This window comes from Brucella sp. NBRC 113783, assembly GCF_040372265.1.
GTDB classification, from domain to species: Bacteria; Pseudomonadota; Alphaproteobacteria; order Rhizobiales; family Rhizobiaceae; genus Brucella; species Brucella teleogrylli.
The window spans coordinates 24,625-40,595 of the sequence record NZ_BAABRX010000004.1; the positions used below are offsets into that span (position 1 = coordinate 24,625).

A 15,971-nucleotide genomic window follows, 5' to 3' on the forward strand; every position below is an offset into this window, starting at 1 on the left:
CAGAGGACCGCGCCTTGGCCTTCCGAGAGGGCGATCGGCCCACAAACGCTCCGGTCAGGCAATGGCGGCGCCCGACTGATTTCCGTCGGCGGGCAAGCCCGCCTTTACAGCGCGAAACAAATCAGCCGGGCTTTGCCATCAAGGCCCTCGCCAGAGGCTCGCGCTGCCAGACCGGAGCGCCCGTGGGCGTGTCTCGCCATGAAGGCCGCGACGGTCGCGGTCCAACTGACGGAAGCATCCCATGTACGCGCACGACGATTTCGAACCCGATCACAGCACGTCCCCGACCGGCCATGCCATCGAAGAACTCGAACTCTACGGCTACCGTCCCTCCGAAGACGAGGCCGATCCCCGAATTACACCCGAAGATCACGTCATCCAGGGCGCAGTCTCCGACATCTTCGACGCCCTGATTTCCACCATGGCCGACACCAGCCTCGATTTCGACCTCGACGAGATCCTCTGGTCCACCGTCAACACCTTTCACCGCGCTGTCGAGCGGATCGAGACCAAACTCGACGATAACGAGCAGGCACAGAAGCGCCTTCAGCGCGAACAGGATGGCAGCGAGGTCAAATCCGTCCAGCTCGAAACCCTGATCGGCGCGGGCCAAAGTCTGATCGAGCGCCGCGACAGCATGGAAACCTTCCGCGATACCGCCGCCGACATCTATCTGCGCACCACCGGTACGCCCTGGTCGCAACGCTCCGGCTCACGGGTCAACCATCGCCAGATGACCTCGGCCATGATCGACAGCCGCGACTTCATCGCCGCAAAACGTCGGGCCGACAACGAGGTACTACTGCCCGCCGGACCAAAGATTGCCTTCTCGGGCGGTGACACCACCGATCACCGGACGATCTGGTCCAAGCTCGATCAGGTCCATGCCAAGCACCCGGACATGGTGCTGATGCATGGCGGGTCGCCCAAGGGCGCGGAACGTATCGCGGCAACCTGGGCCAATAACCGCAAGGTCGCACAGGTCGCGTTCAAACCCGACTGGGCGAAACATGCCAAGGCAGCACCGTTCAAGCGCAACGACCAGATGCTCTCCACGATGCCGATCGGGGTCATCATCTTCCCCGGCACAGGTATTCAGGACAACCTGGCCGACAAGGCCCGCAAGATGGGCATCCCGGTCTATCGTTTCGGGACCGGCAGCGCGTGAGCGCTGCCGGTTCGGCATAATGCCATTGCGCACTACTGCAAGAGCGCCAGGTCCTCCCAGCGAATCCGGAGATAACGGCCTGAGCGCTTTGGCAATTGCTTGCGGCTGACCATTCGCCCGGAGACCTGGAACTCCGCATTTATTTTGACCACGAGCAACTTGTTGAAATGCCTCGATGTATCCACCATCACTACGTCCTTGGTCTTGAAAGGTGTGATGGTTTTGATTTCGACATGATCGTTTTCGAGCCTGCCGTCCGAACCCTGTGCGTAGGTCTTGTTCAACTTAATGCCGTAGGTGATGGCCCCGAACAATTCGCCGATGTCGCCATACACGGACAAATGCAGGCCAGTCTCCAGATGGTAGCTCTCAGCGAGTGAGATCAGGTCCTCAAAATACGGGATCATTGATCGGATGGCGTTAGGATACTTCGCTCCCCATTCCTTGTGGCGAAGCTGTTCGTCAATGTCTGACCAGCTTACCCATTCGCCGTCATCATAAAATGCCCGATCTGACCAATCGACTTCTGCCATAAACTTTAACCCGCATCCTTCCGCCCAACGATATGGTCATCGTAGAGGTGCAGCAGATACTGGTCCACCAGACGCATAAGCTTTCTCATTCAAACTGCTAGTTTTCGGACAGGCCTCGCCTCGAAAGCCATCTCATCTCGCCCGGTGAGAGAAACGCTGCTATTCTGTGGCTGCGCCGTGGTGGTGGTGGAAGGCGCAACCGTCCAACCTTTTGCACGGAGACACCACCATGATCGTTCTCGGAATCCTGGTTTCCATCGCAGCCATCGGCACCATATGCTGGCTGCTGTTCAATCTCGCCGTATTCGCTTTGCCGTTCTTTATTGGCCTGAATGCAGGCGCTTGGGCCTATGATACTGGGGCTGGCTGGCTCGGCGGCATCGTCGTTGGTCTTCTCGCCGCCGGTCTGACGCTGGCTGTTGGTCAGGGCCTGCTCATGCTGATCCGCCCGATCTGGGCGCGTCTGCTGATTGCTCTGGCCTTCGTCGCTCCGGCGGGAATGGCCGGGTTTTACGCCACGCTCGGTATTGTCAAGCACATGATGCCCTCGGAGACATGGCAACTCATCTTCTCGGTGATCGGAGCGGTTGCGGTGGGCGTGACGGCGTTCCTGCGCGTTGCGGGCATGGCGGCGACCGACCACGCGGACGGCGGCTTTGCACGAACCTGAACCGCAATGATCCGTTGATGGCGACCAGAAGCGGATGCGGATCGTCTTCCGTCTTCGTCAGGAAAATGGTGACAGACAGCGGCCAATCACCGGATCAACCTGGGGCACAGACGCGGCCCATAGGAGCGCAGGACGGTCGGCACCAGCGCGTGCAGACTGATGGGAACCCGCGGGTGGTGGCATGCCGGTGGAACAGGCCGGAAGCAAAGATGCGCATGATCTGAGACGCAGGGTGACAGGAAAGGCCGGTGTTGCCGGTCAGGTCATCCTGATGGAGCCTCAAGGTTGCCACATCTCCGTTCAGCCCCCGTGTCTCGACCGCTCAAAACGGCCTCTTCAATGGCCTGATCTGGCCGAAGAGCAGCGCGATGCGCTTCGACCGCTTTAGCGCAACAGCGTCGTCACAACTTTCTTCCCCTGACGGCAGAGCCGCCATTCCGCGCGGAACAAGAAAGTTCCTCCTGTGCTGTCTAGCCCCCGAGGGGGTGCGCCAGCGTTCGTCTCCGGCCGGTCGATCGCCATAGAGGCCGCAATGGTGCGGGCTCGGAAACGGAAAACGGAGACTTAAAATGGCAACCATCGGCACCTTCAAGAAGACCGGCTCGAACGACTTCACCGGCGAAATCGTCACCCTCAGCGTCCAGGCTAAGGGCGTGCGCATCATCCCCGACCTGCGCGCCACCGGCGAAAACGCACCCAGCCACCGGGTTTTAGTCGGCCGCGCTGAAATCGGCGCCGCCTGGTCCAAGCGCTCCAACGAGGGCCGCGACTATCTGAGCCTCAAGCTGGACGATCCGAGCTTCAACGCCCCGATCTACGCCAACCTCTTCGATGACGAAGAAGGCGACACCTTCTCCCTCATCTGGTCCCGCCCCAACGGTCGCCGCGGCGACTGAGGCGCGGCACAAAGGCCCCGACCACAATGTCGGGGCCTTTCTCATACCCGCAGGAAAGCCGTCACGCCCACCGCAACCGCTACACCCAGTTCTCCACGCGCACGCCGGGCATGCGGATGAACTCCTTCATATTGTTCGTCACCACGATCAGCCCCTCGCTGCGGGCGTGTGCGCCGATCTGCATGTCGTGCGGCCCGCAAGGCGTTCCCGCGCGTTCCAGTTCGGCGCGAACCTGCCCGTAATGGGCCGCTGCCTTGTCGCCGAAAGGCAGAACGTCCAGCCGCGCCACAAAATGTTCGATAGCGACCAGGTTCTCGCTGCGTCGTGCGGATTTTTCCGCGCCATAGTGCAGTTCGCCAAGCGTGATGCTCGATATGCAAAGCTGATCCGCCAGAGCGTTGAACTTCTCTCGCACGGCAGGCGGATAGGTCTTCATCACATAGATGCAGATATTGGTATCGAGCATGTAGGTGAGCATCAGAAGGATTCGCGCTCTTCTGCCGCTGGCTGCTCGCGCTCGGTCAGGAAGTCATCGCTGACACGAGGGCCGTTCAGGAACAGATCATCCCATCGTTTACCCAGCGGTACGATCACCCGGCTGCGGCCGATCTTCAGGATGTCTACCTGATGCACATCCTCGGGAAAGGCTACAGCCTTGGGCAGGCGCACGGCCTGACTGCGGTTGCTGGTGAACACGGTTGAACTGGTCATGGCGGCCTCCTGCTTTCGGGATATTCAACGGGGATATACCTAGCTCAGATGGCGTCAAAAATCAAGGTGTCGCCCTGCGGCCGCGCTCTCGGCTGCGCCGGAACCACGCAATCGCGCATTTCCGCCATTCGGCTTCGATCACTGACACGGGAATGTCGTCAGGGAGCCTCCTATGCGATGCGCAACATTGCTAACGAGATTCTTTAATGGATTGATCGGGTTAGGCGATCCACTTATCGCGTTACACACGCTACCGCAAAACCATTCAATACCGCAGCCTTTTCAAGTCGGACGTAGCCTTGTGCCGTCCGGCTTTGGGAGCACGCGCCATGCAGAGCATAGATTGGCGTACTCCGGCGGCCTATAAACGTATTAAAGACCTTCCGCCCGCCGGTTTCGCCTGGGAATATCTTCGTCGCAACGAAGACTATCGCCGTGACGTCGAGAGACTCACGCAGAGGAGAGAACCCGCGGGAGATGAGGTTGACGCCTTTGCTTCCCGCTGGGGGGTGCGATTTCGCACACGACCCCGACGCGCAGCCTGACGGCGCACCGCCTTTCTGGTCGCCGCATTTCAACCCGCAAGCCATTATTCTGTCTCCGGTCGAGCAGAACGACGCCGATGGCGGACGGCTTGTCGCTCTTGCACATCTCCATGGCCTGATCCTGCGCCGCGCGCCGGATGGCTGGCACGCAATCTGGCGTATCGATGGGATGGAGCATCAATTCTGGCTGCCGCAGGGCGCGATCGATGCGGCGGCTTTCTATGCTGCAATCCTGCCTATGGACGAGTTCATGGAATTACGCGCCGATGCGGCCCGCCGCCTCTGGCGGTGCCTGACAGGCCGCTCTCCGGGGCCGAGTATTCGCGTCATGCCAGCGCAGCTTCGGCAATGGCACCTTCTGTCGCTACGGGCGCTGGACGCACGGCTGTACGGTGAAAGCTATCGCGCCATTGCCGAAGTCCTGCTCGGCTTCCGTGGCAACAAGGAAGATTTCGAGACTGATCCGCGCAAGAACAAGGCACGTCGTCTTGTTGCCCACGGCATCAGGATGATGCGCGGGGGCTATCGGCTGCTTTTGCATTATCCGGTCAAGCCGATTCCACGATCAAAAGGCAAATGAGGCAATCTCAACGATTCCTGTTTGCCGCAGCCTGTTCCAGTAATTGCCTGTAACCTTCTCGCGACAGCCATTGAGCGCGTTCCAGATGGCTCTGCCAGCATCGCCGGGTGCGCATCTCATCTGATGCCGGATCGCGGTGCAGAACTATTCGCGCCACTTCCTTCCAGTCGGCTTCCTCGGACTTGGCGTCCAGAATACGCAGATAGGTCACAAAGTGCTGCTCATCATAGGCAGTGATGATATGGCCGGACGGGGCCAGATCATCCACATCGGGGTCAAGTTCGACGGGTGCTTTCACGGTCATTCCCCTTCTTTCAGAAGAGTTTCTGCGGTTCGCCCCCGCAATAAAACTCTCTGACTCCTGGTGATCGGGGAGTTAGTAACCGTGTTGAACGGCCCCATGGCCTTTAGCTGGAAAGCCTGTTGCATACGCCACAGGCTCCCCGACCATAGGGTCAAGGAGTGTGGTGCCGTCACGGCCGACACCAACCGTCAACAGGGGTTACTAAGCCCCGGAGCAGTGCGTCTGCTCCATCTGCATTCATAGCCGAACTGCGCGCGGATGTCTTGAGCGAATCCGCATCGGTCTCCCTGAGCTGCTGAAATCTCACGTCTTTTCGCGCTGACATAGCCCCCTTCGGGGGTGCCGTCTGCGTATGCACACAAATGCGGCACGCTACACGCCGCCGATCACTTCCCATGGTTCGCCATAGCGCGCCGCCGTCTCCGGCAGCCGCATCAACCTGACGAACCGGAGGTGATCTCATGGCCGAGCGCCGCAACACGGAAATGCCGCCACGCATGCTGCGCACTCAGGAAGCTGCACGTTTCCTCGGAATTTCTCTTCGCACGCTGGAAAAACACCGGACCTACGGGACTGGTCCGACCTATCGCAAAATCGGCGGCCGCGTCCTCTATACCGTCGAGGATCTTCAGTCCTGGGCCGACATCGGCACGCGCAAATCCACCAGTGACGAGGGCGCAGGCACGGTTTTTCCGGCGCGCCCCCTGACGCCAGAAGAGCGGAGCAAGCTCTGAATGCGGCGCGTCGATCACCCTGACGCCTTCCGGAGAGAAGGCGGTAGCGAGCGCAGCCACCTCGATCCTTTCGTGGTCGCAACCGGCGATGCCAGTCCGCGCGACCAGCGCGATCTGATGGAACGGCCTTTCTTCTCGCTGGCGAAGACGCCGCGCACGAAGCCCATCCTCTACAAGACCGCCGATGTCGAGGTGCAGGTGTTCGGGATGCCCGAACATGGAATGGCGACGATCTGGGATGCTGATGTGCTGATCTGGGCTGCAAGCCAGATCGTCGCCGCCGAAAACAGCGGCCTCAAGACATCCCGCTTCTTCCGCTTCACTCCATATCATCTGCTGCGCGCCATCGGGCGCGACACCGGAAACCGGCAATACATGCTGCTGAAGGCAGCGCTTGCCCGGCTGCAATCCACGGTCGTCGCCACGACGATCCGTAACGGCAAGCATTGGCGCCGCCGCCAGTTCTCCTGGATCAACGAATGGGAAGAGATGACCACGCGCGACGGTCGCGTCGAGGGCATGGAGTTTGTCCTGCCCGAGTGGTTCTACAACAGCGTCCTTGACCGTTCGCTGGTCCTGACCATCGACCCGGATTATTTCCGGCTGACCGGCGGTATCGAGCGCTGGCTCTACCGTGTCGCCCGTAAACATGCCGGACATCAGCCGCATGGCTGGCTGTTCGAGGTTGCGCACCTCCACCAGAAATCCGGCAGCATGGCCCGGCCATCGGACTTTGCGCTGGACCTGCGCCGCATTGCGGCCCGCCAGCCGCTGCCCGGATACCAGCTCAAGATCCTGCGCGAAGATCGCCGTGAACTACTGCGAATCCGCCCTGAAAATCCATCCACAGTGCCTGTGGATAAAATTGTGGATGCCGTCGGTACATCAGGCGCAAAGGGTATCGGTACATCAGGCGCAGCACTATCGGCACATCAGGCGCACGAACCACAGTTAAGTCTCTGGAATGAAAAGAAGAATCCGGCTGCTAACTTAGAATCTAACATAGAATCTAACTTTTCTTCTTTGATGCGCGCGCATGAAAGGCACGGTGCCAGTGCCACTTCCCGCCGACCAGGGCGGGGTAAGCCATGATCGTCGCGCTCCTCAATCAGAAAGGCGGCGTGGGCAAGACCACGCTGGCGCTGCATCTTGCCGGAGCCTGGGCTGTGCAAGGCAAGCGGGTCATCCTGATCGATGCCGATCCGCAAGGCTCCGCACTCGATTGGTCGGAGCGGCGCAGCCATGAAGGGCTGCCAAGGCTGTTCAGTGTCATCGGCCTGGCCCGCGATACGCTGCACCGGGAAGCGCCGGAGCTGGCGCGTGACGCCGATCATGTCGTCATCGATGGCCCGCCTCGTGTCGCCGGTCTGATGCGCTCTGCGCTGCTTGCAGCCGATCTGGTGCTGATCCCGGTGCAGCCATCGCCCTTCGACGGCTGGGCCTCGGCCGAGATGCTGGCGCTTCTGAACGAAGCCCGCATCTATCGCCCGGAGCTGTCCGCCCGTTTTCTGCTGAACCGATGCGGTGCGCGCACCGTCATCGCCCGCGAAACGGCAGAGACACTGGCCGAACATGATCCGCCCTTGCTGGCCACGACGGTCGGCCAGCGTGTCGCCTTCGCCGAAGCCGCACAGACCGGACGGCTGGTCTTGGAGACAGATGGCGGCGAACGGGCCGCACAGGAGGTCACAGCGCTGGCGGCCGAAATCAATGGCCTCGGTGTCGGGAGGATCGTGCCATGACACGTCCGCCCGTCAAATCCGGCTTCGCATCGCGTCCGGGCAATCCCGATAGCTGGGTCAGAGCCGCCGATGCGCCGGCAACCGGCAAGACGGCTACGGAGGCGTTCACCGCCCGCCTGACCATCGACATCGCGCCCGAACTGCGCGGGCGCATCAAGGTTGCCGCTTTCCGGCGTGGCGTCACCGTCGCCGTGATGCTGCGCGAGCTGCTGGTCCGCGAGTTTCCACCCATCGAAGGAGATCAGCCATGACCGGCAAAACCGTGCGCGCTGCGCATGAACATCCGCAGGCGGACGGGCCTGCACCGTTCACCACATTGGTCGAACTGACCTTCCAGAAGAAGAAGGTCGAGCGATGGATACGCTTCGGTCACAAGAGCTTTGAGCAGATCATCGACCGCCGCCGCAGTTTGATCGGTTTTGCGCCCGAAAGCATCTTCGCCTTCGTCCGCTGGGCCTCCAACGATTACGGCACCATCGTCTCGCGGCTCGACATCCTGCGCGCTGTCGGACGTGGCGAACCGTTCCAGACCGTGCCCTTCGTTCGTCCTGGCGGCGAGATCCTGCTGCGTATCGACGGCTGGCGACAAGTCCAGCGGGTGCTGGCCCTGATTGATGCCGTGGACGCGCTTGGCGTCGATCCGGCGGATGTTGCGCCGGACCATTGGCGGCACGTCCACAACCGTTTGAGTGCCGGTCAGGAACCCAACCCCTACACCCCCGAGCGCCATGCCGCGTGGATCAGCCGCCGGAGGATCGCACTATGAGCCGCCGTCATATCCTTGCCGTGTCCATGCTGGCCGTCGGCACGCTTGTCGCCACGGCTGTTGCCGATCTGCCAACCCGGCTGATCTGGAATGCGACTGCCAGCGCGCCCATCGGCTTCTACACAGTTGCTCCCGCCGATGCGCTCGAAGTTCCCGATCTGGTCGTCATCATGCCGCCTGAACCGCTGGAACGGTTCATGGTCGAACGCGGCTATATCGGACGTGGCGTGCCGCTGCTGAAGCGTGTCCTCGGCCTGCCGGGACAGCGCGTCTGCCGCCACGGTGCGACTATTGCCGTCGATAATGTCGAGATGGGGGACGCGCTGGAGCGCGACCGCATGGGCCGCGATCTGCCAGTCCGGCAGGGCTGCCGCATCATCGGCGACGGTGAACTCTTCCTCATGAATTGGGACATTGGGGACAGCCTCGACGGCCGTTACTTCGGACCTGTTCCCGCCAGTTCCATCATCGGCCGGGCGCTTCCGCTCTGGACCGATGAGGAAGGCGATGGCCGCTACGAATGGCGGGCGGTCACGCATTGAACTCACGCCAAATCCACCAACACAGGAGACATACCATGCCACAGATCGGTCAATTCGCGCGTGACGCATCCGGCTTCGCCGGTCAGCTCGTCACGCTCACCATGAAGCGCGATCTCGTCATCGTGCCCGCCGAACATTCCGATGCGGAGAATGCGCCGGACTATCGCGTCCATTTCATTGAACATGACGGGCCGGAGGTCGGTGCTGCATGGAAACGCACCGGCGAAAAGGCTGGCGAATATCTCTCGGTACTGCTTGACGATCCCGCCTTGCCGCAGCCGATCCGCGCCAACCTGTTCCGCGATGACGATGCAGGCTCGTCATGGTCGCTACACTGGAGCCGTCCAAAGCCCCGCGAAGATCGGGACTGAGATCATGCGATCCTGCGCCCTCCTTCTCTTCACGGCCCTGCTGTCGGCTGGCAGCGGCTCGATGCCGGCCATCGCGCAGATCACGCCGCAACCCGCGCCTGTCACCGTGCATACCCATGCTGCTTTCATTGCCGAGGCGTCACAGCGCTTCGGCATTCCAGAGCACTGGATTCGGGCCGTGCTGCGCGTGGAGAGTGCGGGCGATGTGCGCGCAATTTCCTCGGCGGGCGCGATGGGACTGATGCAGGTCATGCCCGATACCTGGGCGGGCCTGCGCCGCCGCCATGGTCTCGGGCGCGACCCTTACGATCCGCGCGATAACATCCTCGCAGGCACGGCGTATCTGCGCGAGATGTGGAACCGCTACGGCAATGTTGCGGCCATGCTTGCCGCCTACAATGCCGGTCCCGGTCGCTATGACGAGCATCTGGCGACGGGCCGCGTTTTGCCCGCAGAAACGCGCGCCTATGTCGCCGCGCTCGCGCCGCTTCTTGGGCATGCGACTGCGCCTGATGTGCCGACGATTGTGCCGCCGCCACCGCCGGATTGGCGCGAAGCTCCGCTCTTCGTTGCGCAATCCAGCGGCAATTCGGCGGCGGCCAATCAGCCGTCGAGCGATGTCCGCGCAACCGTTCCTCTGCGCGATTCCGTCGATCAGGAGCCGCAGGACGGCAGCATATTCGTGGCCCGTGCGAGCAATGGAGATGCGCTATGAGCATGGCGTCTCCACGCGCTTTCGGTCCGCTCCCGGTATGCAGTCAGGCAAGGGGTCACCTGGCTGAGTTCCCGGCTGGAAGGGCAAAAAGGGAAAGAAAGGCGGAGGGCAAGATAAAGCAAACCGGCACCATGCGGTGGCGGTTTCGGGGCAAGCCCTTGTCTGCACACTGTTTGGGGGCGGCGCTGGCGGCACCTTCATTTTCGAGCCCGCGTGCCGCGGTCGTTCACAATCCCTTGGATTTGCGGGGTTTTGACCGGCACTCTAGCCGGAAATCGAGCGGTTTTCCGCATTTGTGGCCGGTGGTCTGTCCATGACTGGCGACGACGAATTCCGCTTCAGGCCGAAACCCGGCCGCATCCGCGCCGACACGCCAAAGGTGGGCAAGGCCAAGAGCTTTCTCACGCAGGCGAAGAAGATCGCCCGCCAACATAGCAATGCTCCATCGCGTTCGGCGGCGTCATCGTTGCCGCGCTCTAGATCGGCAGCGACCGCCAAGGGCGGCAAGGCTTCGCGGACCAATGGCGGGCCGGGCCTGAAGCACGGACGCGGCGCGGCCTTCGTGCGCGCCCGCACCTTGTCGGGCGGCTGGAAGCACAGCACGCGTGGCCAGCGCCGTGTCATCGTCAAGACCCGCTACGTTCAGGGCGCCGGCAAGAACGGGAAATCCGCTGCGCATCTGCGCTACATCCAGCGCGACGGCACCTCGCGCGACGGCGAGCGCGGCCAGCTCTATTCCGCCACCGAGGATCGCGCCGATGGCGCTGCCTTCGTCGAGCGCGGCGCGGACGATCGCCACCAGTTCCGCTTCATCGTTTCGCCCGAGGACGGCGCGGACCTCTCCGACCTCACGGCCTATACCCGCGATCTCATGGCCCAGGTCGAAACCGATCTCGGCACGAAGCTCGATTGGGTCGCGGTCAATCACCACAACACCGGCCACCCGCATGTCCATCTCATCGTGCGCGGTAAGGATGATCTCGGCGAAAACCTCGTCATTAACGGTGACTATCTCGCCAACGGTATCCGCGAGCGGGCGAGCGATCTGGCGCTGCTCGAACTCGGTCCCGTCACCGAGATCGAGCAGAGCCGCAAGCTCTCGGCCGAAGTCGATCAGGACCGCTTCACCCGCATCGACCGCGCCATGACCGAGGAAGCCGAGGACCGCTTCCTCGACCTGCGCCGCCTCGCCAAGCTGGAAAAGATGGACTTCGCTGTCGAGCACGGCGACATCATCCGCAACATGCACAAAGCGCTGAAGGCCGATGGGCTGGAGCGCGACCCCATGACCTTCCAGATTCACGACGCAGCGCCCGAAGTCCCGATCGTCGGCCGTGTCGTCGACAAATATCTGACCGACGAGCTGGGCGAGAACCTGACCGTCGTGGTCGACGGCATCGACGGCCGCACGCACCATGTCGCCGGCATCGACCCGGCCCGTGTCGTCGACGCCCGGATCGGCAGCGTCATCGAGATCGGCCCGCCCGACACCGCGAGCCGTCCGTCCGACCGCACCATTGCGACGATCGCCGAAGGCGGCATCTATCGGCCGAGCCGGCATCTCGAACAGGCGAAGTTCGAGGGCCGCGTGCCGGGCGGTGACTATGACGGCTATGTCGATGCGCATGTGCGCCGGCTGGAGGCGCTGCGCCGCGCCGGGATCGCCGAGCGGATCGACGCCGACCAATGGCGCATCCCGCAAGACTATGAGGCCCGCGCCGCCGCCTATGACGCAGGCCGCAACCGGCAGGCCAATATCCGCATCCTCGCGACCGCGCGCCTCGAACAGCAGATCGGCGCGGACGGCGCGACCTGGCTCGACCGGCGGCTGGTCTCGGCCGAGACATCGGATCTCGCCCCGTCCGGCTTTGGTCAACAGGTGCGCAATGCGATGGACCGCCGCCGGGAGCATCACATCGCCCAGGGCGATGCCGTTCGCCAGCCGAATGGCGGCATCGCCTATCGGCGCAATCTGCTGGCCACGCTGCGCGAGCGCGAGGTCGCCCGTGTCGGTGGCGAGCTGGCCGCGACGAAGTGCTTGCCGTTCCGCGCCGCCGCCGATGGCGAGACCGTCTCCGGCAAGTTCACCGGGACGGTCCAGCTATCAAGCGGCAAGTTCGCGCTGGTCGAGCAGAGCCATGAGTTCACGATGGTCCCGTGGCGGCCGGTCATAGATCGCCAGCTCGGCCGCGAAGTCGCAGGCGTCGTGCAGGGTGGATCGGTGTCGTGGCAGTTGGGGCGGCAACGGGGATTGGGGATTTGACAAGGTGGATTGGCCGCGCCCTCGCTCGGACGGAGGGCGCGTGGCAGTTCGTCACGCGTTCAGGGAGAGTGGAATTGTCGCCCGTATCAGCAAAGCGACGAGGTCCGCCTGCCGATGCGTGTGGGTTTTCTGGAACAGGTTTTGCAGATGATAGGTGATGGTGGTCGGCTTCACGCCGAACTCCTCACCGATTTCCTCAAGCCGTTTGCCAGCCACCAAGGCAGCAGCGAGTCTTGCCTCAGCCGACGTGCATCCGAACAGCGAAGCCAACACCTCAGCAGAGATATCGGCCTGCCTGTCGGGGTCCACTACAAGCGCTACCGCATGGCGAGCGTTGCTGCCGGGAAGACCGAGTGACGAAATCTGCAAGACAAGAGGATGGCCTTCATGTCTTTCGACGGCAATCGTGTGGCTGTTTCCAACCTCTCGTAGAGCGGTCGCAAGAGCTGACTTCAAGGGCTGCGAGGATTTTGCGGTGCGGGCCACCAGTCCCGTCGCCGTCAGAGACAGGCCGTCGCCCTTTCCGATCAGGTGACGACCCGCTTCATTCGTCATGCGCACTTCGCCGGATTCTTCGATGATAAATATGCCAATCGAAAGGCGGTCCAGAGCCGCCGCAAGGGCGGCGAGAGTGATTTCACCGTCCTTGACCGCCTGCTCGATCAATCGCTGCTGTTCGAGCTGTAGATCAGCCAGAAGCGATCCGCGAACGCGATCGACTAAACGGAGCCGTGATTTGATCGTTGCGAGCAGGTCATCGAAGTCGACGGGTTTTACCAGATAGTCGTCCGCGCCGGCATTTTTGCCGTTCAATACCTCGGCTCTGTCAGCCAACGCCGTCAGAAAGACGAAGGGTACTTCGGCGAGGTCCGGACGATCAGCCCTGATTTGGGCCATCAATTCGTAACCGCCAAGCTCGGGCATGGTGATATCACACAAAATCAGGTCAGGACGCACCGCCTCAAGCTCAAGAAGGGCTTCCCGTCCGTTACCGGCTTCGACCACGCGATAGCCCGCCGAAACGAGCTCTTCGACAATATCGGAGCGAAGTTCGGCTTCATCTTCCACGCACAGGACAGTTCTTTGGCAACCGGATTCCGGATCCGGGGTGGGAAGTTGATCCGCGTTCATGCTGCTAGCACTTCCTCTCTGGGTATGGTGAGAACAAAGGTTGAGCCGCCGCCCTCTCGCTCGAAAGCATCCACGTCGCCACCATGCATGCGGGCAATGGTGCGTGCGACGTGCAGGCCAATGCCCGTCCCTTCAACGCCGACGGCCGTTTTTGCGCGAAAGAAGCGTTCAAACAGTTTGTCGCGCTCTTCCTCGGGAATACCGACGCCCCGGTCGCTGACCCGTATGCGTACCAACTGGTGATCCACCTCTGCCGAGACATCGATCGGGTGGGGCGGCGACGAATACTTGACGGCGTTGGAAAGCAGGTTGGCGACCACCTGGTCGATCAGGAGCGGATCGCACGAGGTCCATGCCGGCAATTGATCCAGTTCGACTCGGAAAATCCGGTTGGGCGATGTCTCCTTCTGACGCTCACAAGCTTCGACGATGAGTTTCGCGAGGTCGCAACGCCGAATATCGACATCGATCTGTCCGGCGTCCACCTTCGCGGCATTGAGCGTGCTCGATACAAGTCGGGTGAGCCGCAGCACCGCCGAGCGGATCTTGCCCGCGCGCTCATGGATTTCCTCTTCCGTCATTTGCCTGCCGCGGCGGATGATCCGCTGGGCGCTGGCATCGATGATCGACAAAGGGGTTCGGAATTGATGCGATACCATCGACACGAAGCCCTTGTAGAGCTCACGCAGGCCGGTTTCCCGTGCAAGGGATTCTTCGAGATCGCGCGTTCGTTCCGCAACGATGCTTTCGAGCTGGTCCCGGTGCTTGACGAGTTCGAGCTGGGCACCGAACGCGTCGGTCACGTCCCGAAAGAAAAGGATTCCGCCGACGATCTTGTCTTCCGATCTGATCGGATAGGAGAATTTCTCAATGTAGCGGCTGCTGTTGGGAACCGCATGTGCAGGCATGTGCAGGCTCTCGCCCGCGAGCGTCTGGCGCATCAGTTTCATGATCGTGTGATCGTCAGGAAACGAGTAGGCTTTCTGAATGGACTGGCCGACGATCTCTTTGCCGCCGGGAACGGGAAACATCGCGCTCATGGCGGAGTTCCAGTGTGTGCACCGAAGCTCCAGATCGAAGGCCGCCACTCCGTCTCCGCTGGACTCGAGCAGGAGTCGCGAGAAGTCGCGGTCGCGCCGGAGTTTGTTTTCAGCAAGGGCAACGGAACGCAGGCTTGCCACCAGACGCATGACGATAAATATCCCGAAGCCGAAAATCAGAACGACGGCGATGCTGGCTTCCAGAAGAATGCCCCTGTATTTCTCTCGCTGTCCTGCGACGGCGTTACGTTCGGCAATCATGATGTCGTTGGCCGCGCTTCTGAACATGGCGGCATCGCTCAAGAGGTTATCGAGAACCGATTGTGGAATAGCGGTTCTGGAAGGGGTTGCTGCCTTCAGCGCCTGTTCAAAAGCCTTCAGGTGGGCCGTTGCTGTCTCGATTGGCTCATTTCCCAGATTTCGGGCGATCACCTTTCCCAGCATCCCTTCGGAGAGAAGCGCAAGACGGCTGACGGCCATATCGAGATGAAGGTGAAGTTGCTCGACGTCCGTATCGGCTCGCTTGCCTCGGTTCCAGGCCTCGATGGCCAGTGCAAGCCGATGGTCCTCATAATGGACCTGGGAAATAAGCCACAAAACGTTTTCGCCGACGGAGTTAGCCAAATCCTTTTCGGCTTCCATCAATCGGTGCAGGGCCAGGCCCAGCAGTATTGCGCAGGCGACGACGACCCCTATGGTTAACCGCGTGACAGTTCGCTTGCTGACCAGAATATTCATCGAACCTCTATTGTACTGAGCTGCCATACCCATCGGGAATCATAGCGCTCGTCACGAATTTCGGCGATATCGTCTCGCGGATAAACGATCCACAGCGGTCCTTTGTCGCGTCGAGATAACGTCCTCCCGTCCATGCGCATTGCAAGCAGTACGCCGTATTCCTCGGCATCGGAGATCGGAAACGCGATCCTGTAGCCGTTGATAGCTTGCGCGAAGAGTATATCGCCTCTCGCTCCAACCGCTGCCAGCACGTCCTTCAGCAGAATGCCGTCAAAACGGGCTATCCCATCAGTCCAAGGCGTATGCGTTTCAATTCGGTGCGCCGGAAACGTCGATAGCATGTCCTGATCGAAAAGTGCGGCGCCGGCGCCATTCGTCTTTTCGATCTTTCCCGTCACCGAAAGCAGCACCTGTCCGCTCAGCGGCGCTAGGTCTTTCGAAAACGCCGGCTGCGCAAGAAGCAGGGCAAGCGCCACTAATGACTGTAACCAGAATATGCGGCCATCCGAAATATTCATCTGA

At 61.5% G+C, this 15,971-nt stretch carries 22 protein-coding genes; 15 read left to right on the forward strand and 7 right to left on the reverse strand.

Going from position 1 to position 15,971, the window contains the following annotated elements; translation table 11 throughout:
* The first annotated feature begins 241 nt into the window (after positions 1-241).
* Positions 242-1,168, forward strand: coding sequence for a DUF2493 domain-containing protein (locus tag ABWW11_RS14320; RefSeq protein ID WP_319080656.1), 927 nt, complete (start codon positions 242-244; stop codon positions 1,166-1,168).
* A gap of 32 nt (positions 1,169-1,200) precedes the next feature.
* On the opposite strand, the gene ABWW11_RS14325 is transcribed toward ABWW11_RS14320, so the two are convergent.
* Positions 1,201-1,701, reverse strand: coding sequence for a hypothetical protein (locus ABWW11_RS14325; RefSeq protein WP_009450560.1), 501 nt, complete (start codon positions 1,699-1,701; stop codon positions 1,201-1,203).
* 229 nt (positions 1,702-1,930) lie between these two features.
* Between ABWW11_RS14325 and ABWW11_RS14330 the strand changes: the two genes are divergently transcribed.
* The 3 genes from ABWW11_RS14330 (at position 1,931) to ABWW11_RS14340 (ending at position 3,267) form a co-directional block, all read left to right on the forward strand.
* Positions 1,931-2,371: a hypothetical protein gene (locus ABWW11_RS14330; protein ID WP_319080655.1), complete on the forward strand. Its 441-nt coding sequence runs from the start codon at positions 1,931-1,933 to the stop codon at positions 2,369-2,371.
* Positions 2,372-2,552: 181 nt separating this feature from the next.
* A complete protein-coding gene (locus tag ABWW11_RS14335; protein WP_319080654.1) occupies positions 2,553-2,759 on the forward strand; it encodes a hypothetical protein in 207 nt (68 codons plus the stop codon).
* 181 nt (positions 2,760-2,940) lie between these two features.
* The gene (locus ABWW11_RS14340) at positions 2,941-3,267 is read left to right on the forward strand and encodes a DUF736 domain-containing protein (RefSeq protein ID WP_319080653.1); all 327 of its coding nucleotides are present in this window, start codon (positions 2,941-2,943) and stop codon (positions 3,265-3,267) included.
* A 79-nt stretch (positions 3,268-3,346) separates the two neighbouring features.
* Here ABWW11_RS14340 and vapC read toward each other — a convergent pair whose 3' ends face one another.
* Positions 3,347-3,745 (reverse strand): type II toxin-antitoxin system tRNA(fMet)-specific endonuclease VapC, encoded by a 399-nt coding sequence (vapC, locus tag ABWW11_RS14345; protein WP_319080652.1) that lies wholly within the window; start codon positions 3,743-3,745, stop codon positions 3,347-3,349.
* Positions 3,745-3,978, reverse strand: a complete 234-nt coding sequence (gene vapB, locus ABWW11_RS14350) for a type II toxin-antitoxin system VapB family antitoxin (RefSeq protein ID WP_258125091.1) — start codon at positions 3,976-3,978, stop codon at positions 3,745-3,747. Before vapB ends, vapC begins: the two co-directional genes overlap by 1 nt.
* 329 nt (positions 3,979-4,307) lie before the next feature.
* Between vapB and ABWW11_RS14355 the strand changes: the two genes are divergently transcribed.
* Both ABWW11_RS14355 and ABWW11_RS14360 read left to right on the forward strand, forming a co-directional pair.
* Positions 4,308-4,523 carry a transcriptional regulator domain-containing protein gene (locus ABWW11_RS14355; protein WP_082006073.1) on the forward strand — a complete coding sequence of 72 codons (216 nt, stop codon included), beginning with the start codon at positions 4,308-4,310 and terminating at the stop codon, positions 4,521-4,523.
* On the forward strand, positions 4,456-5,103 hold the full coding sequence (locus ABWW11_RS14360) for a DUF2285 domain-containing protein (RefSeq protein ID WP_502904874.1): 648 nt from the start codon (positions 4,456-4,458) through the stop codon (positions 5,101-5,103). The genes ABWW11_RS14355 and ABWW11_RS14360 overlap by 68 nt, the downstream gene beginning before the upstream one ends.
* 7 nt (positions 5,104-5,110) lie before the next feature.
* Here the strand turns inward: ABWW11_RS14360 and ABWW11_RS14365 are convergent, their stop codons facing one another.
* Positions 5,111-5,401 carry a DNA -binding domain-containing protein gene (locus tag ABWW11_RS14365; RefSeq protein WP_319080669.1) on the reverse strand — a complete coding sequence of 97 codons (291 nt, stop codon included), beginning with the start codon at positions 5,399-5,401 and terminating at the stop codon, positions 5,111-5,113.
* A gap of 467 nt (positions 5,402-5,868) precedes the next feature.
* Between ABWW11_RS14365 and ABWW11_RS14370 the strand changes: the two genes are divergently transcribed.
* The 9 genes from ABWW11_RS14370 (at position 5,869) to ABWW11_RS14410 (ending at position 12,540) form a co-directional block, all read left to right on the forward strand.
* The gene (locus ABWW11_RS14370) at positions 5,869-6,141 is read left to right on the forward strand and encodes a helix-turn-helix transcriptional regulator (RefSeq protein WP_204157982.1); all 273 of its coding nucleotides are present in this window, start codon (positions 5,869-5,871) and stop codon (positions 6,139-6,141) included.
* Positions 6,142-7,233, forward strand: coding sequence for a replication initiator protein A (locus ABWW11_RS14375; RefSeq protein ID WP_319080650.1), 1,092 nt, complete (start codon positions 6,142-6,144; stop codon positions 7,231-7,233).
* Positions 7,230-7,883, forward strand: coding sequence for a ParA family partition ATPase (gene parA, locus ABWW11_RS14380; protein WP_319080649.1), 654 nt, complete (start codon positions 7,230-7,232; stop codon positions 7,881-7,883). The genes ABWW11_RS14375 and parA overlap by 4 nt, the downstream gene beginning before the upstream one ends.
* Positions 7,880-8,134: a hypothetical protein gene (locus ABWW11_RS14385; protein ID WP_066478912.1), complete on the forward strand. Its 255-nt coding sequence runs from the start codon at positions 7,880-7,882 to the stop codon at positions 8,132-8,134. Before parA ends, ABWW11_RS14385 begins: the two co-directional genes overlap by 4 nt.
* Positions 8,131-8,649 (forward strand): DUF2840 domain-containing protein, encoded by a 519-nt coding sequence (locus ABWW11_RS14390; RefSeq protein WP_319080648.1) that lies wholly within the window; start codon positions 8,131-8,133, stop codon positions 8,647-8,649. The genes ABWW11_RS14385 and ABWW11_RS14390 overlap by 4 nt, the downstream gene beginning before the upstream one ends.
* Positions 8,646-9,191: a S26 family signal peptidase gene (locus ABWW11_RS14395; protein ID WP_319080646.1), complete on the forward strand. Its 546-nt coding sequence runs from the start codon at positions 8,646-8,648 to the stop codon at positions 9,189-9,191. The genes ABWW11_RS14390 and ABWW11_RS14395 overlap by 4 nt, the downstream gene beginning before the upstream one ends.
* A 35-nt stretch (positions 9,192-9,226) precedes the next feature.
* Complete coding sequence (locus ABWW11_RS14400; RefSeq protein ID WP_066478904.1) at positions 9,227-9,562, forward strand: DUF736 domain-containing protein; 336 nt, start codon at positions 9,227-9,229, stop codon at positions 9,560-9,562.
* Between the two features lie 4 nt (positions 9,563-9,566).
* On the forward strand, positions 9,567-10,277 hold the full coding sequence (locus tag ABWW11_RS14405; RefSeq protein WP_319080645.1) for a lytic transglycosylase domain-containing protein: 711 nt from the start codon (positions 9,567-9,569) through the stop codon (positions 10,275-10,277).
* Between the two features lie 871 nt (positions 10,278-11,148).
* Positions 11,149-12,540 carry a DUF3363 domain-containing protein gene (locus ABWW11_RS14410; protein WP_502904876.1) on the forward strand — a complete coding sequence of 464 codons (1,392 nt, stop codon included), beginning with the start codon at positions 11,149-11,151 and terminating at the stop codon, positions 12,538-12,540.
* Between the two features lie 51 nt (positions 12,541-12,591).
* On the opposite strand, the gene ABWW11_RS14415 is transcribed toward ABWW11_RS14410, so the two are convergent.
* From ABWW11_RS14415 to ABWW11_RS14425, 3 genes are read right to left on the reverse strand one after another with little or no spacing between them, the layout of a single operon-like run.
* On the reverse strand, positions 12,592-13,671 hold the full coding sequence (locus ABWW11_RS14415; RefSeq protein ID WP_319080643.1) for a response regulator: 1,080 nt from the start codon (positions 13,669-13,671) through the stop codon (positions 12,592-12,594).
* The gene (locus tag ABWW11_RS14420; protein WP_313665906.1) at positions 13,668-15,449 is read right to left on the reverse strand and encodes a sensor histidine kinase; all 1,782 of its coding nucleotides are present in this window, start codon (positions 15,447-15,449) and stop codon (positions 13,668-13,670) included. Before ABWW11_RS14420 ends, ABWW11_RS14415 begins: the two co-directional genes overlap by 4 nt.
* Positions 15,446-15,967: a putative pterin-binding protein gene (locus ABWW11_RS14425; protein ID WP_319080642.1), complete on the reverse strand. Its 522-nt coding sequence runs from the start codon at positions 15,965-15,967 to the stop codon at positions 15,446-15,448. Before ABWW11_RS14425 ends, ABWW11_RS14420 begins: the two co-directional genes overlap by 4 nt.
* Between the last annotated feature and the right edge of the window lie 4 nt (positions 15,968-15,971).